The 25,489-nt window shown below is 70.9% G+C and carries 25 protein-coding genes; 20 read left to right on the top strand and 5 right to left on the bottom strand.

Features of this window, described 5'->3' with window-relative positions:
* Together ACFHYO_RS13505 and ACFHYO_RS13510 are read right to left on the bottom strand one after the other, a co-directional pair.
* Positions 1–1,477: AAA family ATPase (locus tag ACFHYO_RS13505; RefSeq protein ID WP_512700650.1), on the bottom strand; the 1,477-nt coding region annotated here is incomplete at its 3' end.
* The gene (locus ACFHYO_RS13510) at positions 1,474–2,595 is read right to left on the bottom strand and encodes a metallophosphoesterase family protein (protein ID WP_394321065.1); all 1,122 of its coding nucleotides are present in this window, start codon (positions 2,593–2,595) and stop codon (positions 1,474–1,476) included. The genes ACFHYO_RS13505 and ACFHYO_RS13510, both read right to left, overlap by 4 nt.
* A gap of 147 nt (positions 2,596–2,742) precedes the next feature.
* On the opposite strand from ACFHYO_RS13510, the gene ACFHYO_RS13515 reads away from it, so the two are divergent.
* The 4 genes from ACFHYO_RS13515 to ACFHYO_RS13530 are packed head-to-tail and all read left to right on the top strand — an operon-like array spanning position 2,743 to position 5,559.
* Entirely contained in the window at positions 2,743–3,339 is a 597-nt protein-coding gene (locus ACFHYO_RS13515) for a TetR/AcrR family transcriptional regulator (protein WP_394321067.1), read from the top strand.
* A gap of 53 nt (positions 3,340–3,392) precedes the next feature.
* Positions 3,393–3,821 carry an organic hydroperoxide resistance protein gene (locus tag ACFHYO_RS13520; RefSeq protein WP_394321069.1) on the top strand — a complete coding sequence of 143 codons (429 nt, stop codon included), beginning with the start codon at positions 3,393–3,395 and terminating at the stop codon, positions 3,819–3,821.
* A gap of 14 nt (positions 3,822–3,835) precedes the next feature.
* On the top strand, positions 3,836–4,870 hold the full coding sequence (gene curA / locus ACFHYO_RS13525) for an NADPH-dependent curcumin/dihydrocurcumin reductase (protein ID WP_394321070.1): 1,035 nt from the start codon (positions 3,836–3,838) through the stop codon (positions 4,868–4,870).
* Between the two features lie 11 nt (positions 4,871–4,881).
* Positions 4,882–5,559, top strand: a complete 678-nt coding sequence (locus ACFHYO_RS13530; RefSeq protein WP_394321072.1) for a type 1 glutamine amidotransferase domain-containing protein — start codon at positions 4,882–4,884, stop codon at positions 5,557–5,559.
* A gap of 53 nt (positions 5,560–5,612) precedes the next feature.
* Here ACFHYO_RS13530 and ACFHYO_RS13535 read toward each other — a convergent pair whose 3' ends face one another.
* Positions 5,613–6,524: a LysR substrate-binding domain-containing protein gene (locus ACFHYO_RS13535; protein WP_394321074.1), complete on the bottom strand. Its 912-nt coding sequence runs from the start codon at positions 6,522–6,524 to the stop codon at positions 5,613–5,615.
* A gap of 132 nt (positions 6,525–6,656) precedes the next feature.
* On the opposite strand from ACFHYO_RS13535, the gene ACFHYO_RS13540 reads away from it, so the two are divergent.
* Positions 6,657–7,946 (top strand): aminopeptidase P family protein, encoded by a 1,290-nt coding sequence (locus tag ACFHYO_RS13540; protein ID WP_394321075.1) that lies wholly within the window; start codon positions 6,657–6,659, stop codon positions 7,944–7,946.
* Between the two features lie 126 nt (positions 7,947–8,072).
* Entirely contained in the window at positions 8,073–9,179 is a 1,107-nt protein-coding gene (locus ACFHYO_RS13545; RefSeq protein ID WP_036708340.1) for an ABC transporter substrate-binding protein, read from the top strand.
* A 41-nt stretch (positions 9,180–9,220) separates the two neighbouring features.
* Here ACFHYO_RS13545 and ACFHYO_RS13550 read toward each other — a convergent pair whose 3' ends face one another.
* Positions 9,221–11,086: an FAD-dependent monooxygenase gene (locus ACFHYO_RS13550; protein WP_394321076.1), complete on the bottom strand. Its 1,866-nt coding sequence runs from the start codon at positions 11,084–11,086 to the stop codon at positions 9,221–9,223.
* A gap of 121 nt (positions 11,087–11,207) precedes the next feature.
* Between ACFHYO_RS13550 and ACFHYO_RS13555 the strand changes: the two genes are divergently transcribed.
* Entirely contained in the window at positions 11,208–11,651 is a 444-nt protein-coding gene (locus ACFHYO_RS13555) for a MarR family winged helix-turn-helix transcriptional regulator (protein WP_394321078.1), read from the top strand.
* A gap of 3 nt (positions 11,652–11,654) precedes the next feature.
* Here ACFHYO_RS13555 and pcaQ read toward each other — a convergent pair whose 3' ends face one another.
* Entirely contained in the window at positions 11,655–12,557 is a 903-nt protein-coding gene (gene pcaQ / locus ACFHYO_RS13560) for a pca operon transcription factor PcaQ (protein WP_394321079.1), read from the bottom strand.
* A 91-nt stretch (positions 12,558–12,648) separates the two neighbouring features.
* On the opposite strand from pcaQ, the gene pobA reads away from it, so the two are divergent.
* The 13 genes from pobA (at position 12,649) to ACFHYO_RS13625 (ending at position 25,488) form a co-directional block, all read left to right on the top strand.
* Positions 12,649–13,818, top strand: coding sequence for a 4-hydroxybenzoate 3-monooxygenase (gene pobA / locus ACFHYO_RS13565; RefSeq protein ID WP_036699898.1), 1,170 nt, complete (start codon positions 12,649–12,651; stop codon positions 13,816–13,818).
* Positions 13,818–14,606, top strand: a complete 789-nt coding sequence (gene pcaD, locus ACFHYO_RS13570) for a 3-oxoadipate enol-lactonase (protein WP_394321081.1) — start codon at positions 13,818–13,820, stop codon at positions 14,604–14,606. Before pobA ends, pcaD begins: the two co-directional genes overlap by 1 nt.
* Positions 14,599–14,994 (top strand): 4-carboxymuconolactone decarboxylase, encoded by a 396-nt coding sequence (pcaC, locus tag ACFHYO_RS13575; protein ID WP_394321083.1) that lies wholly within the window; start codon positions 14,599–14,601, stop codon positions 14,992–14,994. Before pcaD ends, pcaC begins: the two co-directional genes overlap by 8 nt.
* Positions 14,994–15,716, top strand: a complete 723-nt coding sequence (gene pcaH / locus ACFHYO_RS13580) for a protocatechuate 3,4-dioxygenase subunit beta (RefSeq protein WP_394321106.1) — start codon at positions 14,994–14,996, stop codon at positions 15,714–15,716. The genes pcaC and pcaH overlap by 1 nt, the downstream gene beginning before the upstream one ends.
* Positions 15,716–16,420 (top strand): protocatechuate 3,4-dioxygenase subunit alpha, encoded by a 705-nt coding sequence (locus tag ACFHYO_RS13585; protein WP_394321085.1) that lies wholly within the window; start codon positions 15,716–15,718, stop codon positions 16,418–16,420. The genes pcaH and ACFHYO_RS13585 overlap by 1 nt, the downstream gene beginning before the upstream one ends.
* Positions 16,413–17,279 carry a 3-oxoadipate:acetyl-CoA acetyltransferase gene (locus tag ACFHYO_RS13590; RefSeq protein WP_394321086.1) on the top strand — a complete coding sequence of 289 codons (867 nt, stop codon included), beginning with the start codon at positions 16,413–16,415 and terminating at the stop codon, positions 17,277–17,279. The genes ACFHYO_RS13585 and ACFHYO_RS13590 overlap by 8 nt, the downstream gene beginning before the upstream one ends.
* A complete protein-coding gene (locus ACFHYO_RS13595) occupies positions 17,276–18,547 on the top strand; it encodes a lyase family protein (protein WP_394321088.1) in 1,272 nt (423 codons plus the stop codon). Before ACFHYO_RS13590 ends, ACFHYO_RS13595 begins: the two co-directional genes overlap by 4 nt.
* Before the next feature lie 24 nt (positions 18,548–18,571).
* Positions 18,572–19,597, top strand: coding sequence for a TRAP transporter substrate-binding protein (locus tag ACFHYO_RS13600; RefSeq protein WP_394321089.1), 1,026 nt, complete (start codon positions 18,572–18,574; stop codon positions 19,595–19,597).
* Positions 19,598–19,611: 14 nt separating this feature from the next.
* Positions 19,612–20,133, top strand: a complete 522-nt coding sequence (locus ACFHYO_RS13605) for a TRAP transporter small permease (protein WP_036699881.1) — start codon at positions 19,612–19,614, stop codon at positions 20,131–20,133.
* On the top strand, positions 20,130–21,449 hold the full coding sequence (locus ACFHYO_RS13610) for a TRAP transporter large permease (RefSeq protein WP_394321090.1): 1,320 nt from the start codon (positions 20,130–20,132) through the stop codon (positions 21,447–21,449). The genes ACFHYO_RS13605 and ACFHYO_RS13610 overlap by 4 nt, the downstream gene beginning before the upstream one ends.
* A 237-nt stretch (positions 21,450–21,686) precedes the next feature.
* Positions 21,687–22,883, top strand: a complete 1,197-nt coding sequence (fahA, locus tag ACFHYO_RS13615; protein WP_394321092.1) for a fumarylacetoacetase — start codon at positions 21,687–21,689, stop codon at positions 22,881–22,883.
* A 4-nt stretch (positions 22,884–22,887) separates the two neighbouring features.
* Positions 22,888–23,838: an MBL fold metallo-hydrolase gene (locus tag ACFHYO_RS13620; RefSeq protein WP_394321093.1), complete on the top strand. Its 951-nt coding sequence runs from the start codon at positions 22,888–22,890 to the stop codon at positions 23,836–23,838.
* 30 nt (positions 23,839–23,868) lie between these two features.
* Positions 23,869–25,488, top strand: coding sequence for an FAD-dependent oxidoreductase (locus ACFHYO_RS13625; RefSeq protein WP_394321095.1), 1,620 nt, complete (start codon positions 23,869–23,871; stop codon positions 25,486–25,488).
* Position 25,489: the final 1 nt, after the last annotated feature.

Consider the following 25,489-nt stretch of genomic DNA (forward strand, 5'->3'; position numbering starts at 1 on the left):
CCCCCAGCGCCGCCTCGGCCGCGGTGAGCCGGGGGCCGAGCGCGCCCTCGCCCGCCGCGCCCGGATCGACGGTCATGCGGCCGATGCCCGGCAGCTCGAAGGTCGTGGCGCCGGTGAGCCGCACCCCCTCCGGCCCCAGCGGCCGGCCCGCGAGCGTCACCCGGGCGGCGCCGTCATAGTCGAACCGCACCGCCACTTGCTGCGCCTCGGCCTGCGCCCTGAGGCGGTCGAGCGCCGCCTGCGCGGCCTCGGCGGCGGAAAGGGTCTGGTCCGTCACCACCAGCGCCTTGCGGCGGGCGCGCTGCTCTTCCAGCGCGCTGCGCTGCGCCTCGGCCCGCGCGAGGGTCTGGGCGAGGGTCTGGGCCAGATCGCGGGCGGTGCGCGCGTGGGCGGCCCGCTGCGCCGCCTCAAGCCGCGCGGTTGCGGCCTTGGCGGCGGCCGCAGCGGTGTCATGGGCGTGCGTCGCCTGCGCGACCTCGGTGGCACGGTCGCCTGCGGTAGCCTCGGCCGTCGTGACCGCCGCGGCGGACCGGGTGGCGCGGGTCTCGGCCTCGGCCAGCCGGTCGCGCAGCGCGGTCAGCGCCTGGGCGTCGCTGCGGCCCTTCTCGACGTCGCGCAGGGCCAGCTTGCAGGCGCTGTCGGCGGCCCGGATCTCGTCAACGCGGCGGGTCGCCGCCTCGAGCGCCGCTTCGGCCGCGCGCAGCGCCGCAGTGTCGCGGGCGTCCGCCTCGGGGTCCGTCAGGGCCTTGCGATCGCGCCCGAGCCGCGCGCGGGTCTGCAGCTGCGCCGCGAGCCCGCGCGCCTTGGCGTCAAGCGCCGCGCGCTCGGCTTCGAGACGCTTGGCCTCCTCGACCGCCTCCGCCCAGGGGCCGCCGGCCTTGGGCCCGCGCTTGGTCGCCAGCCGGTCCAGCGCCTCGCGGACCCGGACCAGCACCGCGTCCATCCGCCGCCCGCCGGTCATCAGCTCGATCTCGCCCGCGACCGAGGACAGCAGGTCGCGGCGGACCGAGAGGCCGCTTTTCGGGTCGCTCGCATCGCCCTTCGCGTCCGGCTCGATCCCCAGCAGCCCCTGCCGCACCCACAACAGCCCGCTCGGCCCGGCGAGCCCGCCCTGCGTCAGCCCGTCGATCCACGCCTCGGCTTCATCGTCGCGCGCCACCATCCGGCCGGTGGCGTCGGTGACCTGCGCCGTGGGGCGCGAGAGCCAGCGCTTCTCGATGCGGAAGCGGCCCTGGGGCAGGTCGATCTCGACCGCCGCCTCGGGGGCGCCGCCGCCGTGGGGTTGCAGCGCGCGGATCGCCGCCCGCGTCCCGCGGTGGGGTTCGAAGAACACCGCCCGCAGCCCGTCGAAGAAGGTGGACTTGCCGTATTCGTTGCACTCGGACAGCACCGAGATGCCGTCGCCGATCCCGTCGATCCGGGCGCGCTGGCCGGCGAAGCGGCGCAGGTTGGTCAGCTCGATGGCGCGCAGCTTCACGGCTGCACCTCTTGCGCGAGCGCGTAGAGCCGGGCGAGCGCCGCCGCCGCCACGTCGCGGTCGTCCTGCGCCAGCGTCGGGTCGGCGCTTTCGGCCAGCAGCGCCTCGGCCGCGCGGCGGAGCGCCCCGCCGCGCTCGATCTGGTCAAGGTCGTCCGGGGCGACATCGGCGGCAAGGCCCGAGAGGTCGGACTGGAACCAGCCGAAATCCGGCGCGAGCGCCGTCAGCGCGGCCTCGGGCGCCGCGCCTTGGGCGAGCGCGAGCCGCCCGCGCGGGGCGACCCGGACCACCGCGTTGCGGCGCTGCGCCCCGGCGGGCAGCAGCGCCGCCAGCCGCGCCGCGCCATCCTCGCCCGGCAGCAGGTCGAGGTCGGGGCGCACCCACGCGAACTGCCCGATGGGCACCGGCGTCACCTGCGGTGGCGCGCCCGCCGCCAGCGTCACCACCAGCGCACCCGGCGCGGTGGCGTGCTTGAAGCCGTCGGCCTCGGGCGTGCCGGCGTACCAGGTCGCGGGGCCGACCTGCATCTGCCCGTGCCAGTCCCCGATGGCGAGGTAGTCGAGGCCCGAGCGCGCCGCCCGGTCCGGCGGGATGATGCCGGGGCTGCCCTCTTCCCCGGTGAAATCGACGATCGCCCCGTGGCCGAGGCCGATGCGGATCGCGCCTTCGGCGGTGGGGGCCGACATCGCCTCAGTCAGGTCGCGGCCCGGGCGGCGCTGGGTGACGGGCGCGGGCAGCAGCCACACGCCCTCGGCCAGCGCCACCGGCGCGGGGGTGTCGAGCACGGTGACGTTCGCGGGGCAGGCCGCCGCCACCCGCTGCCACAGCTCGGACGCGGCGAGGCTGTCGTGGTTGCCGGGCAGCAGGACCCAGCGCAGGTCGGCCTCATGCGCCATCGCGCCCAGCGCCTGCCGCAGCGTGGCCGGCGCCGGGGTCTCGGCGTCGAAACTGTCCCCGGCCAGCAGCACGTCGCGCGCGCCCGCCTCGCGCGCCGCGGCGGCGAGGCGGGCGATGGCGGCGTGGCGGGCCTCGCGCAGGCGGTGGCGGATGTCCTCGGGGTAGGTGCCGAAGGCGCGGCCGAGATGCAGGTCCGAGCTTTGCAGGAAACGATAGGTCATGGCTCCGCCGGGCGAGGGATGGGCCGCACTCTAGGGGGGCCGCGGCGGGGGCGGCAAGCCGGGCGGCCGCGCCCGCCCCGACGCGGGCCCGGGATTTTTTTCGCGCCGGCCACTAGACGACTGGTCTAATCACCCCATATCGGAGCCATGGACCAGCCACACGACACCCGCACCCAGATCCTCTCGACCGGCCGCCGCCTGACCGCGCAGCAGGGCTATACCGGCGTCGGGCTGAGCGAGCTGCTCAAGCAGGCTGGGGTGCCGAAGGGGTCGTTCTACCACTACTTCCCCTCGAAAGAGGCCTATGGCTGCGCGCTGCTTGAGGATTTCGTGACCGAGTACGGCACCCGCCTTGACGGGTCGCTGACCCATCCGGCGTGGGATGCGCGGGCCCGGCTGCTGGCCTATTTCGCCGACTGGCAGCGCAAGCAGGTCAGCCCCGACCCGGCCGAACGCTGCCTGATCGTCAAGCTTTCCGCGGAAATCGCCGATCTGTCGCCGGACATGAGCCGCATCCTGCGCGACGGGGTCGAGTCGATCACCGGCCGCCTGGCCGCCACGCTGCGCGAGGGGCTGGCCGACGGCTCGATCGCCGCGATCGACGACCCCGAGGCCACGGCCGAGGCGATCTATCACCTGTGGCTGGGGGCGAGCCTCGTCGCCTCGCTGGCCCACGACGACGCCGCCCTGATCGCCGCGATGCGGACCACCAAGCGGCTGGTTCCCCCCGAGCCGACCGCCTGACGCGGCCCGACTATCCCATGAGACGACTGGTCTAATCAGAAAGGACAGATGCCATGAAAATCTTCTACAAGACCTCGGCCACCGCCACCGGCGGGCGCTCGGGCCGCTCGGCGCTCGACGACGGCAGCTTTGCGGTGGACATGGTGCGCCCCGACGCTGCCGCGACCGGCGACAAGACCGGCGTGAACCCCGAGCAGCTCTTCGCCCTCGGCTATGCCGCCTGCTTCGACAGCGCGATGGAGATCGCGGCCAGGCAACTGAAGCTGTCGCCTGAGGGCGCCCGCACCAGCGTCGCGGTCGGCATCGGCCAGCAGGCTGCCGGGGGCTATGCGCTCGACCTCGACATCACCGCGCATCTGCCGGGCATGGACGACGCCGACGCGCAGAGGCTCGTCGAGGCGACCCACCAGCTCTGCCCCTATTCCAACGCCACCCGCGGCAACATCGACGTGCGCCTGCACATCGACACCGCCGCGGCCTGACAGAAGGACCCAAGATGACACAGACCGACACCACGAACCGCCAGTTCCTGCTCGCCGAGCGCCCGAAGGGCGAGCCGACGGACGCGACGCTGAAGCTGACCGAAACCCCCGTCCCCACCCCCGGCCCCGGGCAGATGCTGCTCAGGACCGAATATCTCTCGCTCGACCCCTACATGCGCGGCCGGATGAGCGCCGCGGAATCCTATGCCGACCCTGTCGAGCTGGGCGCGGTGATGGTCGGCGGGACCGTCGCGCGGGTCGTGACCTCGAACGTCGAGGGCTTCGCCGCGGGCGATTGGGTGCTCAGCTTCAACGGATGGCAGGATTACGCGCTGTCGGACGGCAAGGGCGTGACCAACCTCGGGGCCTCGCCCGACCGTCCGTCTTGGGCCCTGGGCATCCTCGGGATGCCGGGGTTCACCGCCTGGGCCGGGCTGACGCAGATCGGCGCGCCGAAACCGGGCGAGACGATCGTGGTCGCCTCGGCCACCGGGCCGGTCGGCGCGACGGTGGGGCAGATCGGCAAGATCCTCGGCTGCCGCGTGGTCGGCGTCGCGGGTGGCCCCGAAAAATGCGCGCTGGCGGTGGACGAGCTAGGCTTTGACGCCTGCATCGACCACAAGGCCGACGACTTCGCCCAACAGCTCGCCGCCGCCTGCCCCGATGGCATCGACGTCTATTTCGAGAACGTCGGCGGCAAGGTGCTGGACGGCGTGATGCCGCTGCTCAACGCCAACGCGCGGGTGCCGGTCTGCGGGCTCGTCTCGCAGTACAACGCCACCAGCCTGCCCGAGGGGCCGGACCGGCTCAACTGGCTGATGGGGCTGATCCTGCGCAAGAAGCTGAAGGTGCAAGGCTTCATCATCTTCGACGACTTCGGCCACCTCTACCCGGACTTCGCCAAGGCGATGACCGGCTGGATCGGCGAGGGCCGCATCGCCTACCGCGAAGAGGTCATCGACGGCCTCGAGAACGCGCCGGCCGCCTTTGTCGGGCTGCTGCGCGGTGAAAACCTCGGCAAGCGCGTGATCCGCGTCGGCCGCAACTGAAGGGAAACGACATGAACATCCTGATGGTCCTGACCTCGCACGACCAGCTGGGCGACACCGGCAAGAAGACCGGCTTCTGGCTCGAAGAGTTCGCCGCGCCCTACTATGTCTTCAAGGACGCGGGCGCTTCGGTCACGCTGGCCTCGCCCAAGGGCGGGCAGCCGCCGCTCGACCCCAAGAGCGACGCGGCCGACGCCCAGACCGACGCCACCCGCCGCTTCAAGGACGACGCCGACGCGCAGGCGCAGCTGGCCAGCACCAAGCGGCTGGCCGAGGTGACGATCGACGGGTTCGACGCGGTGTTCTTCCCCGGCGGGCACGGGCCGCTGTGGGACCTGGCCGAGGACGCCGACGCCCGCCGCCTGATCGAGGGCTTTGCCGCCGCCGACCGCCCGGTGGGCGCGGTCTGCCACGCCCCGGCGGTGTTCCGCCACACGCAGGGGCCGGACGGCAAGCCGCTGGTCTCGGGCCGCCGGGTGACCGGCTTCACCAACACCGAGGAGGACGGCGTCGGCCTGACCGACGTGGTGCCGTTCCTCGTCGAGGACATGCTCAAGGCCAACGGGGGCAATTACGAGAAGGGCGCCGACTGGGCGAGCTTCGTGCTGACCGACGGCAAGCTGGTCACGGGGCAGAACCCGGCCTCGTCCGAGGATGCCGCGAAAGCGCTGCTGAAGCTGCTCGCCTGATCCGGCCCTGAGCCGATCCCGAAGGCCCGCCGGTTTTCCCCGGCGGGCCTAACTCATGGGCCCTCACCCATGTCGTCGCCCGCCCGCTCGGCCAGCACCCAGTCGCGGAAGGCGCGGGCGTGGCCGGGGGCGACCGCCGCCGCCGGGCCCTGCAGCAGGTAATAGGCCGAGCCCTCGGCCACCGCCGTCTGCGACAGCCGCACGAGGCGACCGGCGGCCAGGTCGTCGCGGATCATCGCCTCGGGGCAGAGCGCCACCCCCTGCCCGGCCAGCGCCGCTGCACGCAGCAGGTTGAAATCCTCGAACACCGGCCCCGCCGCCGGACCGCGGCCCGGCAGGCCCGCGCGGGCGAACCAAGTCGCCCAGCCGTCGTGGTCGGTGTCATGCAGGAGCGCCATCCCCGCGATCCCCCGGTCCCCCTCACCGGCCGCCCGCGTCGCGGCGAGTTGTGGGCTGCACACCGGCACCGCGGCCCCCGGCAGCAGCCGCAGCGAATCGGCCCCGCGCGCCGCGGGCGGGCGCGCGGCGAAGACGAAGGCGAAATCGACCTCGGCGAAGTCGATCTCCTGTCCGTGGAGTGCGTAGACGATGCGCATCTCGACGCCCGGGTGGGCAGCACGGAAGGAACCGAGCCGGGGGATGAGCCAGCAGACCGCGACCGAAGGGATCGCCGCGACCACCAGGGGGCGAGTCTGGCTGTACCCCCGCGCCGCGCGGCAGGCCGCGTTGATGGAGTCGAACCCGAGCGACAGGCTGCGCGCCAACTGCTGCGCGTGCGGCAGCGGGCGCGGCCGCGGCCCCTCGCGGTCGAAGAGGGGCGCGCCGAACCACTGCTCCAACCCCTTGATCTGATGGCTGATCGCGCTTTGCGTGACGTGCAGCTCACCGGCCGCGGCCGCGAACGAGCCCGAGCGGACCACCGCCTCGAAGGCGCGCAGCGCGTTCAGCGGCGCAGGACCGGACATCGCGGGACCCCCATGAGGTTTCCTCATCCTGGGGTGAGAAACACTCTTTTGACAAGGGCCGCGGACGGGGCGGATCGTGAGGGCAGGTTCAAGCGCCCGCGGGGCGCGGCGGTCAAGGGAATCAGGGGACGGATGGAACGCGAACGGCTTCAGAACTACGTCGGCAACGGCACCCCGGTGCAGCCGACCTTTTCGGCGGGCGAGATGCAGCGGCGCCTCGACTCGATCCGCGCGGCGATGGCCGAGCGCGGTATCGATGCGGCGCTGTTCACCAGCTATCACAACATCAACTACTATGCGGATTTCCTTTACTGCCAGTTCGGGCGCCGCTACGGGCTGGTCGTCACCCCTGACGCGAGCACCTCGATCAGCGCCGGGATCGACGGTGGCCAGCCGTGGCGCCGCACCTTCGGCGGGCGCAACCTGACCTATACCGACTGGCAGAAGGACAATTATTTCCACGCCATCCGCCAGCTTACCGGCGGCGTGCGGCGGCTGGGGATCGAGTTCGACCACGTCAACATCGACCTGCTGAACCTGCTCAAGGCCGAGTTCCCGGGGATGGAGTTCGTCGACATCGCCCAGCCCGCGATGCAGCTCAGGATGATCAAGTCGGCCGAAGAGATCGCCCATATCGAGAAGATGACCCGCATCGCCGACATCGGCGGCGCCGCGGTGGTCGAGGCGGTGGCGGTCGGCGTCCCCGAGCACGAGGTCGCGCTGCATTCCACCGCGACGATGGTGCGCGAGATCGCCCGCGTCTGGCCGCACGCCGAGCTCTTGGACACCTGGACCTGGTTCCAGTCGGGGATCAACACCGACGGCGCCCACAACCCCGTCACCTCGCGCCGGATCGAGCGCGGCGACATCCTGTCGCTCAACTGCTTCCCGATGGTCGCGGGCTATTACGTCGCGCTGGAACGGACTCTGTTCGCCGAAACCGCGAGCGACGAACACCTGCGGCTGTGGGACTTCAACTGCCGCGTCCACGACCGCGGCAAGGAGCTGCTGGTCCCCGGCAACCGCTGCTCGGACATCGCCCGCGAGCTGAACGAGATGTATGCGGCCGAGAACCTGCTGCAGTACCGCAGCTTCGGCTATGGCCACAGCTTCGGGGTGCTGTGCCACTATTACGGCCGCGAGGCGGGGCTTGAGCTGCGCGAGGACTGCGACACGGTGCTGGAACCCGGCATGGTGGTCAGCATGGAGCCGATGATCACCATCCCCGACCACCTGCCGGGGGCCGGCGGCTACCGCGAGCACGACATCCTCGTGATCACGCCCGAGGGCAACCGCAACATCACCGGGTTCCCCTATGGGCCTGAGCACCTGATCGTCGGCAGCGGGGCGGGCCACGCGAGCGGCAGCGCTTCGGCGCCGCAGTCCGCCCGGCAGGCAGACACGCCGGCCCTGGTCGGCTGACCCGGCGGGCGCGCGGGGGCGCCATGCCCCCCCGCGCCCGGACCGGACCTCAAGCGCCCCCGGCAGAAGGGGCCCTCACGCCCGGCAAAGACCGGGACCACGACAACCACAACAGGGAACGAAGCCATGAAATCCACATCCGGCCCGATCACCCCCGTCCTGCGGACGCTCGGCCTCGTCTCGGCATTGGCGCTGAGCGCGGGGGCGGCGCAGGCCGCGCAGATCACCGTCATGTCCTGGGGCGGTACCTACACCAAGAGCCAGGTTGAGGCGTATTACACCCCCTTCACCGCCAAGACCGGGATCAACGTCGTGTCGGTGGACAGCGACAACCCGGCGATCCCGGTCAAGGCGCAGGTCGAGGCGGGCAACGTCACCACTGACGTGGTGGACATCGAATACCCCGACGCGATCCGCCTGTGCGACGAGGGCCTGCTCGAGCCGATCGACCCGGCCGGCCTGCCCGCGGCGCCCGACGGCACGCCCGCGACCGAGGATTTCCTTCCCAACGCGCTGGCGGAATGTGCGGTCGGCTCGATCGTGTTCTCGACGGTCTATGCCTACGACACGACCAAGATCACCGCCGATCCGCCCACGACCATCGCGGATTTCTTCGACACCGCGAAATATCCCGGCAAGCGCGGCCTGAAGCGCGCCCCCAAGGCGCTGCTCGAGATGGCGCTGATGGGCGACGGGGTGCCCGCGGACGAGGTCTACAAGGTGCTCGGCACGCCCGAGGGGGTGGACCGTGCGTTCAAGAAGCTCGACACCATCAAGAAGGACGTCGTCTGGTGGGAATCGGGCGCGCAGGCGCCGCAGCTTCTGGCCGATGGCGAGGTGGTGATGACCACCGCCTACAACGGCCGGATCTTCAACGCGACGGTCAGCGAGGGCAAGCCGTTCAAGATGGTGTGGGACGGGCAGGTGTATGAATACAACCTGTTCGCCATCCCGAAGGGCGCGCCGAACGCCAAGGACGCGCTCGAGTTCATCAAGTTCGCCACCTCGACCCAGCCGCTGGCCGATCAGGCCAAGTGGATCAGCTATGGTCCGGCGCGCAAGTCCTCGGCGCCGCTGGTCGGGCTCTACAACGACGGCAAGACCGAGATGGCGCCGAACATGCCGACCAACCCCGACAACATGAAGAAGGCGCTCGGGTCGTCCTATGATTTCTGGGTCGATCATGAGGCCGAGCTGACCGAGCGCTTCAACGCCTGGCTGAGCGCGAGCTGACCGCGCGGGCGGGGCGCGCATCGGCCGCGCCCCGCCCCTCGTCAGATCAGGAACCCGTCGAAGAACGCGGCGAGCTCGTCGGTCGCATCCGGCGGCAGGACATGGGCCACGTGCTGATCGGGCCGCACCACCACCAGCGCGCCCTGCGCCCGGTCGATGCCGCGCAGCGCGTAGATGTCGTGGGCCGGGTCGGCGCAGAAGATCTTTTCCGCATCGATCAGCCCCAGCCGCCCCACCCGCGGGCGCAGCAGCGCGGGCAGCGTCTCAAGCGCCACGTCGCGGAACCCCTGCGGCAGGACCGCGCGCAGGTCGATCTGGGCGTCGGCATCCTCGCCCGGGCGGTTGTGGCGCAGGGGCGAGGCCGGGTCGTCGGCCAGAAAGCCGCAGAGTCGGTTCAGCGCCGAGCCCTCGGCCGCGTGATCCTCGTCCGGGGCAAAGGCGATCAGCCGCCAGCGCCCGTCCGCGGTGAAGGCATGGCCGAGGTGCATGGGCCGGGCGTCCGCAAGCCGCACCACCGGGGCCGAGTGCAGCCGCGCGCCGACTGGAAACCCGGTCGCCAGATGCTGGTGCGTCGCCGGGCCGATCAGCGCCGAGGGCGCATAGGTCACCTGCATCCCCGCGGTGTAGCGACCGTTCTCGATGAAGCTGCGCTGGAACTGCGGGGTGTCGGCGCCGTCCTCGGGCCGCTCGCTCATGATCCGCGCCCAGCGCCGGTCGAAGTCGATGAGGTCCTGCGCCACCCCCTGCCGCTCGGCCGAGTAGCTGTGCAGGATCGCCGGATCGGCGCGGCCGCGCAGCACCGCCGCCAGCTTCCAGCCGAGGTTGAAGCCGTCGCCCATCGAGACGTTCATCCCCTGCCCCGCCTTGGGGCTGTGGGTGTGGCAGGCGTCGCCGGCGATGAACACCCGCGGCAGGCGGGCCTCGCCCTCGGGCACATCGTCGAAGCGGTCGGTCAGGCGCTGCCCGATCTCGTAGACCGACCACCAGGCGACGTCCCGGACGGTCAGCGTGAAGGGCGCGAACCCCGCCTGCGCCGCCGCCACCAGCCGGTCGAGGGTGATGGCGCGGTCGGCGACCCGCTCGCCCGCGGCCAGCTTGTCGAGTTCGATGTAGATGCGGGTCAGGAAGCCGCCCTCGCGCGGGATGATCAGGACGCTGCCGCGGTCGGACTTGAGGATCGACTTCATGCGGATGTCGGGGAAGTCGGTGTCGCAGAGCACGTCCATCACGCCCCACGCCTGATTGGCCGAATCGCCCCGGAGCTCGCGCCCGATGGCCCGCCGCACCGCGCTGCGCGCCCCGTCGCAGCCCACCGCATAGCGCGCCCGCACCGTGCGGCGGGTGCCGTCCGCGGCCTCCAGCTCGGCCACCACGGGATGCTCGGCGCCCTCCTCCACGGTCAGCCCGACCAGCGTCAGGCCATAATCGGGGCTCAGCCGGTTAGGGCTGTGGCGCATGATCTCGAGGTAGAAGTCATGCACCCGCGCCTGGTTCAGGATGACGTGCGGCATCTCGGACAGCCCATCCTCGACATCCTGCACCCGACCGGCACGGACCAGCCGCGCGGGATCGGCGGGGTCGGCCTTCCAGAAGGTCGCCTCGTTCACCCAGTAGCCCTGTTCCATGACCGTGTGGGCGAAGCCGAAGGCCTGGAACATCTCCATCGAGCGGCACGAGATCCCGTCGGCCTGCCCTTTCTCAAGCGGGCCGTCGCGGCGTTCCACGACGCGGGTGGTGATCTCGGGAAAGGCCGCAAGCTGGGCAGCGAGCGTCAGCCCCGCGGGGCCGCTGCCGACGATCAGCACGTCCATGCGGTCGGGCAAGGGCGCCCCGCCCTCGGGCACGCCGGGGGCGGCGGGCTGCACCCGCGGGTCGCCGGGCCGGAAACCGTCACGATGATACTGCATGAACCCCTCCCAAGGTCGTAAGTCGTCTTACGATGCTGTGTGTGACATATGGCATCCTTGGCGGCGGCGTCAACAGGAAGTATGTGCTGATACGATCTGCCGCTTGCGCGAGGAGACGCTCATGGACGCCACGCCGCCGCTGTCGCTGATGCCGGGGCATCTGATCCGGCGGCTGCACCAGCACTCCACCCAGGTCTTCGCCGCGGCGATGGCCGAGGCGGGCGAGGACCTGACGCCGGTGCAGTTCGCCATGATCGACGCGCTCGCGGCCGAGCCGGACCGCGATCAGGCCTCGCTCGCCCGCGCCATCGGCAAGGACCGGGCGACGGTCGGCGCCGTGGCCGAGCGGCTCGAGAAGAAGGGGCTGATCGCCCGGCGCGGCAGCGAGACGGACCGCCGCGCCATCCTGCTGTCGCTGACCCAATCGGGACAGGCGCTGCACGCGCGGCTGGCGCCAGTGGTGGCGGCGCTGCAGGCCGCGATCCTGCCGGGGCTGGACGAGGCCGAGTGCGCGGCGTTCGTGGCTCTCGCCGCGCGGGCGCTGGCCGCGGCGGGCGACGGCTGAGGGTCAGGCCCCGCCGCCCGCGTCGTGACGGGTCACGATGTCCAGAAACAGCGTCCCGGCCAGCGTCCGGGGGGCGTTGGCGCGGGTCATCACGCCCACCGGCCCCTCGGTCAGCCGGGTCGCCACCGACAGGCGCACCAGCCGCCCCTCGGCCACGTCGCGCGCCACCACCCCGGCCGAGATGAACCACACCGCGTCGCTGTCGCGGGTGAAGGCGCGGCCGAATGCGCCCGAGACCGTCTCGATCCGGCGCGGCGGCAGCGACTGCCCCAGGCTCAACAGCAGCCGGTCCACCAGCGGCCGGATCGCCGCCACCTCGGTCGGATACAGCATCAGATGCTCGCCCACCCGCCGCAGGTCGGGATCGGCGAGGATCGGGTGGCCGGGCCGGACGACGACCGCCACCTCTTCCAGGTAAAGCTGGGTGAAGCTCAGCCCCTGCATGGTCTGCGGCGCGCCCAGCCGGCCGATCACCGCCTCGAGGTCACCCGCCCGCAGCGCCTTGGTCAGATGCTCGTGCGAGCCGTCCGACACCTCGAGCATCACCCCCGGGGCGACGGCCAGCAGCTCGGCCGCGACCGCCGGCATCAGCCGCGCCGCGACCGAGGGCAGGACCCCGACCCTGAGCCGGTCCCCGGCCCCGCCCGCAAGCCCGGCGAGCCCTGTCGACAGCGCCGCCAGCCCGCTCAGCGCATGGCCGTGCAGGAACTGCCCCTCGGGCGTCAGCCGCACGCCGCCGCGGCCGCGGATCAGCAGCGGGCTGCCGACGATCTCCTCGAACTCGGCCAGGGTGCGCGAGATGGCGGGCTGGGTCAGGAACAGCTCTTCCGCCGCCCGCTTGAGGCTGCCCTGACGGACGATCTCGACGAAGGCCTGAAGGTGGCGCAGGCGGATGCGGCGGTCCATGACTTACCGGATTTGATAACCAAACGGCCTGATTAATCATTTTACTTGAGGGTCGCGGCAGATCAACCTGCCTGCAGGGGGAGGATCGTTGATGCGCACTCAAGTGGTGATCGTCGGGGGCGGCCCGTCCGGGCTGCTGCTCGGGCAGCTTCTGCACCGCGCGGGCATCGAGGCGGTGGTGCTCGAGCGCAAGACCCGCGCCTATGTGCTGGGCCGCATCCGCGCCGGCGTGCTCGAGACCGGGCTCGTGCGGCTGATGGAGCGCGCGGGCGTCGCCGACCGGCTGCACGCCGAGGGCTTCGTCCACGACGGCACCGAGATCGCCTGGGAGGGCGGCAGCTTCCACGTCGACTTCAAGGCCCTGACCGGCACCCCGGTCATCGTCTATGGCCAGACCGAGGTGACGCGCGACCTGTATGACGCGCGCGAGGCGGCGGGCGCGCAGACGATCTTCGAGGTCGAGGACGTGGTCATCCACGACGCCGACACCGACCACCCGTTCGTGACCCTGACGCGCGCCGGCCAGAGCCTGCGGATCGATTGCGACTTCGTGGCCGGCTGCGACGGGTTCCACGGCATCAGCCGCCAGACCATCCCGCTGTCGGTGCGGCGCGAGTATGAAAAGACCTATCCCTTCGGCTGGCTGGGCGTCCTGTCCGAGACGCCGCCGGTCCATGACGAGCTGATCTACGCCAACTCGGCGCGCGGCTTTGCGCTGTGCTCGATGCGCAACGCCAATCTCTCGCGCTATTACATCCAGTGCGCGCTGTCGGATCACCCGGGCGACTGGACCGACGACGCCTTCTGGGCCGAGCTGAAGCGCCGCCTGCCGCCAGACGTGGCCGAGCGGCTGGTCACCGGGCCGTCGATCGAGAAATCCATCGCCCCCCTGCGGTCCTTCGTGACCGAACCGATGCGCTGGGGGCGGCTGTTCCTGTGCGGTGACGCCGCCCACATCGTGCCGCCGACCGGCGCCAAGGGGCTGAACACCGCGGCGAGCGACGTGCATTACCTCATCGACGGGCTGGTGCGGCACTACCACGACGGCGACGACGAGGGGCTTGAGCGCTATTCGGAACGCGCGCTCTTGCGGGTCTGGAAGGCCGAGCGCTTCAGCTGGTGGTTCAGCGGGCTTCTGCACCGCTATCCCCACATGGCGCCCTTCGACCTCAAGATGCAGCAGGCCGACATCGCCTTCCTGCGCGACAACGAGGCCCAGCAACGGGCATTTGCGGAAAACTATGTGGGGCTGCCTTACTGATGCGGATCATCGAAGCCAACGGCGCGGCGCTGCACGTCGCAGACAGGGGACCGGCGGACGGGCCGGCGCTGGTGTTCGCCAATTCGCTGGGCACCGATCTGCGGCTGTGGGACGCGCTGATCCCGCATCTGCCGGACGGGCTGCGGCTGGTGCGCTATGACAAGCGCGGCCACGGGCTGTCCGAGGAAACCCCCGGCCCCTACAGCATCGCGCAGCTGGCCGAGGACGCGGCCGGGCTGATCGAGGCGCTGGGGCTGCGCGACGTGGTGTTCGTCGGCCTCTCGATCGGCGGGCTGATCGGCCAGAGCCTCGCGGCCCGGCGGCCCGAGCTGTTGCGCGGGCTGGTCATCTCGAACTCGGCGGCCAAGATCGGCGAGGCGGCGATGTGGCAGGACCGGATCGCCGCGATCCGCAAGGGCGGCATCGCCGCCATCGCCGCCCCGACGATGGAGCGCTGGTTCTCGCCCGTCTTCCGCGCCACGCCGGAACTCGCCGCCTGGCAGGCGATGCTCGAACGCCAGCCGGTCGAGGGCTACGTCGCCTGCTGCGCGGCCATCGCCGGCGCCGACCTGCGCGACAGCACCGCGGGGCTGGCCCTGCCGGTGCAGCTGATCGCGGGCAGCGCCGACGGCTCGACCCCGCCCGAGCTGGTGCAGGCCACCGCCGGGCTGATCGCGGACGCCCGCTTCGAGGTGATCGACGGCGCCGGCCACCTGCCCTGCGTCGAGGCGCCCGCCGACTACGCCCGCATCCTCACCCGCTTCCTGACGGAGATCGGCCATGTCTGACGAGTTTGCTTCCCCTCGCCACGACCGCGGGATGCAGGTCCGCCGCGAGGTGCTGGGCGACAGCCACGTCGACCGCGCCGAGGCGGGGAAAAGCGACTTCGACAGGCCATTCCAGGACCTCATCACCGAAAGCGCCTGGGGCACGGTCTGGGCCTCGGACGGGCTCAGCCGGCGGGAACGCTCGATGATCACGCTGGGGCTGCTCGCGGCGATGGGGAACTTCGACGAGATCCCGATGCACATCCGCGCCACCGTCCGCACCGGCGCCACCCCCCGCGACGTGCAGGAGGTGTTCCAGCACGTCGCCATCTACTGCGGCGTGCCGCGCGCCAACCACGCGCTGAAGCTCGCCAAGGACACCTATGCCGAGATGGAGGGCGCGCGATGATGCAGCCGGCCGAGTTCTACCAGCGCGACCGCCGCGCCCACCCGCCGGCGCTGACGCCCGACTACAAGACGAGCGTGGCGCGCAGCCCGCGGTTCGCGCTGATCTCGCTGCAGGGCTCGGTGTCCGAGACGACGGGGCCGGTGTTCGGGCACGACGACATCGCCCCGATCGACAATGACCTGATCAAGAACTACGCCAAGACCGGCGATCCGGTGGGCGAGAGGATCATCGTCCACGGCCGGGTGCTGGACGAGAATGCCCGCCCCGTCCCCGGCACGCTGGTCGAAATCTGGCAGGCCAACGCGGGCGGCCGCTATCGCCACAAGAAGGACAGCTACCTCGCCCCCATCGACCCGAACTTCGGCGGCTGCGGGCGGACGCTGACGGACGAGACGGGCTACTACGCCTTCCGCACCGTCAAGCCCGGCGCCTATCCCTGGCGCAACTGGGTCAACAACTGGCGCCCGGCGCATATCCACGTCTCGGTCTTTGGCCACGCCTTCTGCCAGCGGCTCATCACCCAGCTTTACTTCGAGGGCGACCCGCTGATCCCGCTCTGCCCCATCGTGCAGACGATTCCGGACTCGGACGCCATCGACCGGCTGACCGCGAAGCTCGACATGAACGCGACCGTGCCGCTCGACGCCATCGCCTATCGCTTCGACATCGTGCTGCGCGGGCGCCGCTCGACTCTGTTCGAGAACCGGCTGGAGGGGAACTGATGGTCATCGACGCCCGGAACAACGCGCCCGGCTATCTGCGCGAGACCGCCTCGCAGACCGCGGGGCCCTATGTCCACATCGGCCTCGCCCCCGGGGCGGCGGGGTTCCAGATCTTCGACCGCGAACTCGGCTGGGACATTGCCGGCGAGGGCGCCAAGGGTGAGCGCATCCGCGTCGAGGGCGTGGTGATCGACGGCACCGGCAGCCCGGTCAAGGACGTCCTGATCGAGGTCTGGCAGGCCGACGCCGACGGCCAGTACGTGCGGCGCGAGGACAGCCGCACCACCGACGGCTTCCGTGGCTGGGGCCGGGTCATCACCGATTTCGAGACCGGCGAATGGGGCTTCGACACGATCAAGCCGGGCGGGGTCCGGGCGCGGCGCAAGATGGCCTCGGGCGTCAGCGACAGGGTGCGCGCGAGCCACCCCGACTGGCAGGGCCGGATGGACGAGGACATGGCGCCGATGGCCCCGCACCTGAACCTCTGGATCGTGGCCCGCGGCATCAACATCGGGCTAAACACCCGGATGTATTTCGACGACGAGGCCGAGGCGAACGCCGCCGACCCGGTGCTGAACCTGATCGAGTGGGAAAACCGCCGCGCGACGCTGATCGCCACGCGCTCCGACCGGGACGGCACGCCCGTCTATCGCTTCGACATTCGCCTGCAGGGCGAGAACGAGACGGTGTTCTTCGATGTCTGAAACGAACCCCCACGCCAACCAGCACGCGGGCAAGCCCTGCATCCTCTGCGTGGCGATCACCGGCTCGCTGCCGACGAAAGAGAACAACCCGGCGGTGCCGATCACCATCGCCGAGCAGGTCGAATCGACGCAGGAGGCCTTCGAGGCCGGCGCCACCATCGCCCATTGCCACGTCCGCGACGACGCGGGGAAACCGACCTCCGATCCCGAGCGCTTCGCCCGCCTCAAGGAGGGGATCGAGACCCATTGCCCCGGCATGATCGTCCAGCTTTCGACCGGCGGCCGGTCGGGTGCGGGGCAGGCGCGGGGCGGGATGCTGCCGCTCTCGCCCGACATGGCGAGCCTCTCGGTCGGGTCGAACAACTTCCCGACCCGGGTTTACGAGAACCCGCCCGACCTCGTGGACTGGCTCGCCGCCGAGATGCGCACCTACGGCGTCAAGCCCGAGATCGAGGCCTTCGACCTGTCGCATATCCTTCAGGCGAAGAAGATGGCGGACGACGGGCGGCTCGAAGGGACCCCTTACGTCCAGTTCGTGATGGGGGTGAAGAACGCGATGCCCGCGGACCGGGACGTGTTCGACTATTACATCCGCACCGTGCAGCGGCTCTTCGGGGCCGACGCGCCCTGGTGCGCGGCGGGGATCGGGCCGGCGCAGATCGTGCTGAACGAGTGGGCGATTTCCTCGGGCGGGCACGCGCGCACGGGGCTCGAGGACAACGTGCGGCTGGACCGCGAGCGCCTCGCGCCGTCGAACGCCGCGCTGGTGCGGCGGGCGGCGGATCTGTGCGAGCGCTACGAGCGCCCGGTGGCGAGCTGGCAGCAGGCCCGCGCGATCCTGGGGCTGCGGGCCGCATGAGCGAGGGCGGTCTCTACGCCTCGCTCTATGGCGATGCCGGGATGGCGGCGATCCTGTCGGACGCCGCCACGCTCGCCGCCATGCTGCGGGTCGAGACCGCGCTGGCCACGGCGCAGGCCGGGCTGGGGATGATCCCCACGGCCGACGCGCAGGCCATCGCCGAGGCCGCCGCCACGCTGCGCCCCGAGACGGACGCGCTGCGCCCCGAGGTGGCCCGCGCCGGGATCGCCGCGCAACCGCTGATCGCGGCGCTGAAGCGGGCGGCGGGCGAGGCGGGCGGCTCGGTCCATCTCGGCGCGACCTCGCAGGACATCACCGACAGCGCGCTGGCGCTGCAACTGACCGAGGCGCTGGCGCTGCTCGAGGGGCGGCTTGCGGCCCTCGACGCGACGCTGGCGGCCAAGGCCGCCGCCCATGCCGGCCAGCCGATCCCGGCCCGCACCCGCCACCAGATCGCGGCGCCGACGACGCTCGGGGCCAAGATCGAAGTCTGGCGCGGGATGGTGACGCGCAACCGCGCCCGGCTGGCCGAACTGCGCCCGCGGGTGCTGCGGCTCGCGCTGCACGGCGCGGCGGGCACCAGCGCGTCATTCGGCGGCCACGGCCCCGCCTTGCGCACGGCGGTGGCCGGGGCGCTCGGCCTCGGCGTCCCCGACGGCCCGTGGCACGCGGCGCGCGACGGGATGGCGGAACTCGCCGGCTGGCTGTCGCTCGTCACGGGGGGCCTGGGCAAGATGGGCCTCGACCTGATCCAGCTCGGCCAGTCGGAACTGGGCGAGGTCACCGCGGGCGCCGGCGGCGGCTCGTCGGCGATGCCGCAGAAGTCGAACCCGGTCGCCGCCGAGGCGCTGGTGACGCTCGCGCGGCTGAACGCGGGCGACCTGGCCGGGATGCACCACGCGCTGATCCACGCGCAGGAACGCGACGGCAGCGCGCTGGGGCTGGAATGGACCCTGCTGCCGCAGATGCTGACCCGCACGGCGGCCAGCCTGCGGCTGGCGCAGGGTCTGGCCGAGACGCTGACCCCCGACCCGGCCCGCATCGCCGCGACCTTCGCCGCCGACCGCGGGCGGATGTGCGCCGAGGCCGCCGGCCACCTGCTGTCGCGCACCCTGCCCCGCGTCGAGGCGCAGCGCCTCGTAGCCGAAGCGCTGGCCCGCGTCGGCGCCGATCCGACCCTGACCCTTGCGGCGGCGCTCGACGCGCTGGCGCCGGGGACGGACTGGACCCACGAACTCGACCCGGCACGGCTCGCCGGCTCGGACTGACACCAACACCGGAGGAGACCAACCATGAAAGCCATCCTGCTCGGCGCCGTCGCGGCGCTTGCCCTTGCCAGCGCGGCGCAGGCCGCCGACGTCACGCTGCGCGTCCATCACTTCCTGTCGGGCGAGTCGCCCCTGCACAAAGGCATCCTCGAGCCGTGGGAGAAGGCGGTCGAGGAACAGTCGGGCGGCCGTATCGACGTGCAGCTGTTCCCCTCGATGCAGCTGGGCGGCAAGCCGCCGCAGCTTTTCGACCAGGCGCGCGACGGGATCGTGGACATCTCGTGGACGCTGCTGAGCTACACCCCCGGCCGCTTCCCGGTCGCCGAGGTGTTCGAGCTGCCGTTCATGGGCGGCACCGCGACCCAGACCACGATGGCCCTGCAGGAGTTTCAGGCCAAGCACCTGGGCGACGAGCTGGCGCAGGTGCATCCGCTGCTGATCCACGCGCCCGCGGCCTACAAGATCCACATGAAGACCAAGCCGATCGCGGGCCTGCCCGACCTGGCCGGCATGAAGATCCGCGCCCCCTCGCGGCAGATGACCGAGGCGCTGAACGCGCTTGGCGCGACCGCGGTGGGGATGCCGGTGCCCGAGGTGGCGCAGGCGCTGACCACCGGGGTGATCGACGGCGCGGTGATCCCGTGGGAGGTGTTCGGCTCGCTCAGGATCGAGTCGGTGGCCAAGAACCACACCGAGATGGGGGTCGAGAACGGCGGGATGTCGACCTCGGTCTTTGCGCTGGTGATGAACAAGGCCAAGTACGAGGGGCTGCCCGACGACCTGAAGAAGGTGATCGACGACAACTCGGGCGCCAATCTCGCGCCGCTCGCCGGCAAGGCGCTGGACGAGGCCGAGGCCGCCGAGCGGCAGAAGGCGCTGGACGCCGGCGGCACCGTCACGGTGATCCCCGAGGCCGATCTGGCGGCGTGGAAAGAGCGCACGCAGCCGGTCTTCGATGCCTGGGTCAAGACGGTGACCGACGCCGGCCAGAACGGGCAGGCGATCCTTGACGACGCTCGCGCGGCGCTGGCCGCGGCGGGCGTGAAGTAAAGGGCGGGCCGGCGATGGCCGAGGCCGAACCGCTCACCGAACACGCCCACCCGGTCCCCGTGCCGGGCTGGCTGGTGGCGCTGTGCCGGTGGTTCGCCACCATCGGCGGGATGGTGCTGATGGCGATGCTGTTCATGACGGTCGCCAGCATCACCCGCCGGTCGCTGCTGGGCGCGCCCATCGCCGGCGACTTCGAGATGGTCGAGCTCGGCTCGGCCATCGTCGTGGCCTGCTTCCTGCCGTGGTGCCAGATCACCGGCGGCAACGTGCTGGTAGACTTCTTCACCATGAAGGCGGGCGCGCGGACCAACCACGCGCTCGAGGCGCTGGGGGACCTCGTCTACCTCGTCCTTGGCATCCTGCTGACCTGGCGGATGTGGCACGGCGCGTCCGAGTTCCGGCTGTATGGCGAGCAGTCGATGGTGCTGCGCATCCCGGTCTGGTGGGTGTTCACCCTCGTTTTGCCGGCGATGACGCTGCTGATCGTCACCACCTTCTTCACCATGATAGGACATTGGCGCGAGGCGCGGAAATGACGGGGATTGCCGCCGGGCTGACGGGGTTTGCGGTGCTGCTGGCACTGATGGCGATCCGCATCCCCATCGCCGTCGCCATGCTGGCGGTGGGGATCGGAGGCTACGGGCTGGTCAACGGCTGGCTGCCGCTGCTCGCCTATCTCAAGACCAACACCTACTACCAGTTCTCGACCTACTCGCTGTCGGTGATCCCGCTGTTCGTGCTGATGGGCGAGTTCGCCACCCACGCCGGGCTGAGCCGGGCGCTCTACCGCTCGGCGGCGGCGTTCCTCGGGCATCTGCGCGGCGGCCTGGCGATGGCCTCGATCGGCGGCTGCGCGGCCTTCGGCGCGATCTGCGGCTCGTCGCTCGCCACCGCGGCCACCATGGGGCAGGTCGCCCTGCCCGAGATGCGGCGCTACAACTACTCGGGGGCGCTGGCGACCGGCTCGCTGGCCGCGGGGGGCACGCTGGGCATCCTGATCCCGCCCTCGGTGATCCTCGTCCTCTACGCGCTGATGGCCGAGCAGAACATCGCCAAGATGTTCGTGGCGGCGATGGTGCCGGGGATCCTCGCGGCCATTGGCTACATGATCGCGGTGGCGGTGTTCGTCCGGCTGCGGCCCGACGCCGGCCCCGCCGCCCCGGCGGCGAGCTGGGGCGAGCGCCTCGCCAGCCTCAAGGAGACGTGGTCGATCATCGTGATCTTCGGCGTCGTGATCGTCGGGATGTACCGCGGCTGGTTTACCCCGACCGAGGGCGCCGCCGTCGGCGCCTTCGGTGCCTTCGTGCTGGCCGTGCTGCACGGCGGGATGCGGCTGTCGGGGCTGATCGAGTGCCTACAGGGCACAGCCAAGACGACCGGGATGATCTTCCTGATCATGCTCGGGGCCGAGATGTTCAACGCCTTCCTCTCGGCCACCCAGGCGCCGATGCTCGCCGCGCAGATGATCGTCGAGGCGGGGCATTCGCCGATGCTGATCCTGCTGGCGATCCTCGTCCTTTACCTGGCGATGGGCTGCGTGATGGACTCGATGTCCATGCTGCTGCTGACGATCCCGATCTTCTATCCGATCATCGGCGGGCTGGATTTCGGGATGAGCCGCGAGGACACGCTGATCTGGTTCGGCATCCTCGCCGTGGTGGTGGTCGAGGTCGGGCTGATCACCCCGCCTGTGGGGATGAACGTCTTCGTCATCAACGGCATGGCTCGCGATGTCCCGATGTGGGAGAGCTTCAAGGGCGTGATGCCCTTCCTGATCTCGGACTTCATCCGCATCGGCATCCTGATCGCCTTTCCGGCGATCACGCTGGGGCTGGTACGGGCGTTCGGGTAAGGGGCGCGACCTCTCTACCTTTATTCGACGGCCAGCATCACGGTGCTGGCTGTTGGCATGTCTGCGTCCGTCCGAGATCGCTTGACAGAAACGACAGCGGATCAGTATATGGTTTCAATTGCAACGAACTCGGGGGAGGGGTGCGATGCGGCGTGACCTGTCTGGACAAACGACCATCCTGTCGCAGGGGCTCTCGGACCAGCATCCTGCCCTCCTTTCCCAAACTGCGAGCCGGAAATGAAAAGCCGGATCGAGACCGCCAACGCCCCGGGCTGCGACTTTCCACTGCAGAACCTGCCCTATGGCGTGTTCTCGGTGAACGGCGATGCGCCGCGCTGTGGGGTGGCAATCGGGGACCAGATCCTCGACCTCGCCGCCGCCGAGGCCGCTGGGCTGATCGACGCGCAGGGCACCTTCGCCGCCCCGCAGCTCAACGACTTCATGGCGCTCGGCCGCGACGCGTGGGCCGCGACGCGGGCGCGGCTGACCGAACTGCTCTCCGAAGGTGCGACCGAGGCGCTGCCGCTGGTGCCGATGGCCGAGGCCACGCTGCACCTGCCGATCCGGGTGGCGGAATATACCGACTTTTACGCCTCGAAGAACCACGCCTTCAACGTCGGCGTCCTGTTTCGCGGGCCAGAGAACGCGCTGCCTGCGCAATGGACGCACATGCCCATCGGCTACAACGGCCGGGCCTCTTCGGTGGTCGTCTCGGGCACCCCGATCCGCCGCCCGATGGGCCAGCTCAAGGGCGAGGATGGCCCCGTCTGGGGGCCGTGCCAGCGGCTGGACCTGGAACTGGAACTCGGCGCCATCGTCGGCGCCGACAGCACCATGGGCGAGCGCGTCTCGGTCGAGGACGCCGAAGCGATGATCTTCGGCTACGTCCTGCTCAACGACTGGTCGGCGCGCGACGTGCAGGCGTGGGAATACCAGCCGCTCGGGCCGTTCCAGTCCAAGGCGCTCGGCACCACGATCAGCCCCTGGGTGGTGACGCAGGCGGCGCTGGAACCGTTCCGCGCCGAGGGCGCCGCGCGGGTGAACCCGCTTCTGCCCTATCTGCGCGAAAGCCGGCCGGGGTTCTACGACCTGACCGTGGGCTGGACGATGAACGGCCAGCGGATGTCCGAGACCAACTATCGCGAGATGTATTACTCGTCGGCCCAGCAGCTCGCCCATCACACCGAAAGCGGCTGCCCGATGCGGGTCGGCGACCTGCTGGGGTCGGGGACGATCTCGGGCCCGACGCGCGACCAGACCGGCGCGCTGCTCGAAATGACCGAGGGCGGCAAGCGCCCGGTCACGGTGAACGGCGCCGAGCGGACCTTCATCGAGGACGGCGACGAGATCGGGCTTTACGCCCATGCCCAGGGCGACGGCTACCGCATCGGCTTCGGGCCCTGCACCGGCACCATCCTGCCCGCCAAGGAGTGATCCCATGAGCAAGCAATTCGCATCCGCCGGCGACATGGCCGAAAAGCGGATCAGCTTCACCGAGATCGGCCCCGGCCTCTGGGCCTTCACCGCCGAGGGCGACCCCAACACCGGCGTCATCATCGGCGACGACGCGGTGATGATCGTCGAGGCGCAGGCCACCCCGCGCCTCGCCCGCATGGTGATCGAGCGGGTGCGCGAGGTCACCGACAAGCCGATCAGGTTCCTCGCGCTGACCCATTACCACGCCGTCCGGGTGCTGGGCGCCTCGGCCTACGGGGCCGAGAACATCATCATGTCCGACACCGCCCGCGCCATGGTCGCCGAGCGCGGGCAGGAGGACTGGGACAGCGAGTTCGAGCGTTTCCCGCGGCTCTTCCAGGGACACGAGGAGATCCCCGGGTTGACCTGGCCCACGATCACCTTCGACGGACGGATGACGGTGGACCTCGGCAACCGCCGGGTCGAGCTGATGCAGCTTGGCCGCGCCCACACCGCGGGCGACATCGTGGTCTGGGTGCCGGACGCCGGCGTGATGTTCACCGGCGACATCGTCGAGCAGCACTCGGCCTGCTATTGCGGCGACGGGCATTTCGAGGACTGGGGCGACACGCTCGACATGATCGCGAGCTTCGAGCCCGAGGCGATCGCGCCGGGCCGCGGCGACGCGCTGGTGGGCCGCGACGCGGTGACGGCGGCGATCGAAAGCACCCGCGACTTCGTCCAGTCCACCTATCGGCCGGTCCGCCGGATCGTCGCCCGCGGCGGCACGCTGAAACAGGCGTGGGACGCTGTGCGCGCGGAATGTGACCCGAAGTTCAAGGACTTCGCCATCTACGAGCACTGCCTGCCGTTCAACGTGGCGCGCGCCTATGACGAGGCCCGCGGCATCGACACACCGCGCGTCTGGACCGCCCAGCGCGACCGCGAGATGTGGGACGCGCTGCAAGGCTGAGCCATCCGCGTCGCTGCCTGGGGAGGAGCCATGACGCAGCATCAGAAGATCTTCGAGACACCGCTTTACCCCTATGCCCGCACCGCCGACCAAGACGCGGCCGAGCCGGCGCACCACAAGGTCATCGTGGTGGGGGCCGGCCCCATCGGCATGGCCGCGGCGCTCGAGCTGGGGCTGAAGGGCGTCGAGGTGCTGATCCTCGACGACAACGACAAGGTCAGCTTCGGCAGCCGGGCGATCTGCTTTGCCAAGCGCCCGCTGGAAATCCTCGACCGGCTCGGCTGCGGCCAGCCGATGGTGGACAAGGGCATCGTCTGGAACCTCGGCAAGGTCTTCTTCGACGAGCGCAAGGTCTATGATTTCAACCTGTTGCCCGAGGACGGGCACCGGCGGCCGGCGTTCATCAACCTGCAGCAGTACTATTTCGAGGAATACCTGCTGAACCGCGTGCAGACGGCCCGCGCCGAGGGCGCGCCCATCGAGTTGCGCGGCGGCAGCCGGGTGACGGCGGTGGCCCCGCGCGAGGACGGGGTGCGGGTCACGGTCGAGACGCCGGACGGCCCCTATCAGCTCGAGGCCGACTGGCTCATCGCCTGCGACGGGGCGTCGAGCCCGGTGCGCGGGATGCTGGGGCTCGATTTCGTGGGCCGGGTGTTTCAGGACAACTTCCTGATCGCCGACGTGGTGATGGACGCCCAGTTCCCGACCGAGCGCTGGTTCTGGTTCGATCCGCCCTTCAATCGCGGCCAGTCGGCGCTGCTGCACAAGCAGCCCGACGACGTGTGGCGCATCGACCTGCAACTGGGCTGGGACATCGACCGCGAGGCCGAGAAGCGCCCCGAGAACGTCATCCCCCGGCTCAGGGCGATGCTGGGCGAGGACGTCAACTTCGAGCTGGAGTGGGTGAGCATCTACACCTTCCAGTGCCGCCGGATGCAGAAGTTCCGGCACGGGCGGGTGATCTTTGCCGGCGACGCGGCCCATCAGGTCAGCCCCTTCGGCGCGCGCGGCGCCAACAGCGGGCTGCAGGACACCGACAACCTCGGCTGGAAACTGGCGCTGGTGATCGACGGCAAGGCGCCCGAGTCACTGCTGGACAGCTATGACGCCGAGCGGGCGCACGGCGCGGACGAGAACATCCTCAACTCGTCGCGCTCGACCGACTTCATCACCCCGAAGTCCGAGATCAGCCGGGTGTTCCGCGACGCGGTGCTGGATCTCGCCGAGCACTACGACTTCCCGCGACCGCTGGTGAACTCGGGCCGGCTGTCGGTGCCCTGCACCTATGACGGCTCGGCGCTGAACACCCCCGACGCGCTGCCCGAGGCGCCGGCGCGGTCGCGCCCCGGCAGCCCGTGCAGCGACGCGCCGCTGGGCGAGGGCTTCCTGCTCGACCAGCTGCGCTGCGGCGGTTTCGTGGTGCTGGCGCTCAACACCGAGGCGCAGGACGTGCTGGCCGCCGGCATCCCGGCGCGGGCGCTGAACCTCACGGCCACCGGCGCGCTGGCCGAGCGCTATCTCGGCGACGCCCCGCAGGGGGTCTATCTGATCCGCCCCGACCAGCACGTCGCGGCCCGCTGGCCGTCCTTCGACCCATCCGCTGTCGCCGCCGCGCTGTCCCGCGCGACCGGCCAACCCGAGGAGGCGTGAG

It is taken from the genome of Paracoccus panacisoli, from assembly GCF_042435015.1.
GTDB lineage: Bacteria > Pseudomonadota > Alphaproteobacteria > Rhodobacterales > Rhodobacteraceae > Paracoccus > Paracoccus panacisoli.

Coding starts and splice junctions, on each gene's coding strand:
- ACFHYO_RS13515 (WP_394321067.1), top strand. CDS start 2,743: ATGGACCAGCCACACGACACCCGCACCCAGATCCTCTCGACCGGCCGC.
- pobA (WP_036699898.1), top strand. CDS start 12,649: ATGCGCACTCAAGTGGTGATCGTCGGGGGCGGCCCGTCCGGGCTGCTG.
- pcaD (WP_394321081.1), top strand. CDS start 13,818: ATGCGGATCATCGAAGCCAACGGCGCGGCGCTGCACGTCGCAGACAGG.
- pcaQ (WP_394321079.1), bottom strand. CDS start 12,557: ATGGACCGCCGCATCCGCCTGCGCCACCTTCAGGCCTTCGTCGAGATC.
- pcaC (WP_394321083.1), top strand. CDS start 14,599: ATGTCTGACGAGTTTGCTTCCCCTCGCCACGACCGCGGGATGCAGGTC.
- ACFHYO_RS13590 (WP_394321086.1), top strand. CDS start 16,413: ATGTCTGAAACGAACCCCCACGCCAACCAGCACGCGGGCAAGCCCTGC.
- pcaH (WP_394321106.1), top strand. CDS start 14,994: ATGCAGCCGGCCGAGTTCTACCAGCGCGACCGCCGCGCCCACCCGCCG.
- ACFHYO_RS13550 (WP_394321076.1), bottom strand. CDS start 11,086: ATGCAGTATCATCGTGACGGTTTCCGGCCCGGCGACCCGCGGGTGCAG.
- curA (WP_394321070.1), top strand. CDS start 3,836: ATGACACAGACCGACACCACGAACCGCCAGTTCCTGCTCGCCGAGCGC.
- fahA (WP_394321092.1), top strand. CDS start 21,687: ATGAAAAGCCGGATCGAGACCGCCAACGCCCCGGGCTGCGACTTTCCA.
- ACFHYO_RS13555 (WP_394321078.1), top strand. CDS start 11,208: ATGGACGCCACGCCGCCGCTGTCGCTGATGCCGGGGCATCTGATCCGG.
- ACFHYO_RS13530 (WP_394321072.1), top strand. CDS start 4,882: ATGAACATCCTGATGGTCCTGACCTCGCACGACCAGCTGGGCGACACC.
- ACFHYO_RS13595 (WP_394321088.1), top strand. CDS start 17,276: ATGAGCGAGGGCGGTCTCTACGCCTCGCTCTATGGCGATGCCGGGATG.
- ACFHYO_RS13535 (WP_394321074.1), bottom strand. CDS start 6,524: ATGTCCGGTCCTGCGCCGCTGAACGCGCTGCGCGCCTTCGAGGCGGTG.
- ACFHYO_RS13540 (WP_394321075.1), top strand. CDS start 6,657: ATGGAACGCGAACGGCTTCAGAACTACGTCGGCAACGGCACCCCGGTG.
- ACFHYO_RS13545 (WP_036708340.1), top strand. CDS start 8,073: ATGAAATCCACATCCGGCCCGATCACCCCCGTCCTGCGGACGCTCGGC.
- ACFHYO_RS13585 (WP_394321085.1), top strand. CDS start 15,716: ATGGTCATCGACGCCCGGAACAACGCGCCCGGCTATCTGCGCGAGACC.
- ACFHYO_RS13610 (WP_394321090.1), top strand. CDS start 20,130: ATGACGGGGATTGCCGCCGGGCTGACGGGGTTTGCGGTGCTGCTGGCA.
- ACFHYO_RS13605 (WP_036699881.1), top strand. CDS start 19,612: ATGGCCGAGGCCGAACCGCTCACCGAACACGCCCACCCGGTCCCCGTG.
- ACFHYO_RS13510 (WP_394321065.1), bottom strand. CDS start 2,595: ATGACCTATCGTTTCCTGCAAAGCTCGGACCTGCATCTCGGCCGCGCC.
- ACFHYO_RS13625 (WP_394321095.1), top strand. CDS start 23,869: ATGACGCAGCATCAGAAGATCTTCGAGACACCGCTTTACCCCTATGCC.
- ACFHYO_RS13600 (WP_394321089.1), top strand. CDS start 18,572: ATGAAAGCCATCCTGCTCGGCGCCGTCGCGGCGCTTGCCCTTGCCAGC.
- ACFHYO_RS13520 (WP_394321069.1), top strand. CDS start 3,393: ATGAAAATCTTCTACAAGACCTCGGCCACCGCCACCGGCGGGCGCTCG.
- ACFHYO_RS13620 (WP_394321093.1), top strand. CDS start 22,888: ATGAGCAAGCAATTCGCATCCGCCGGCGACATGGCCGAAAAGCGGATC.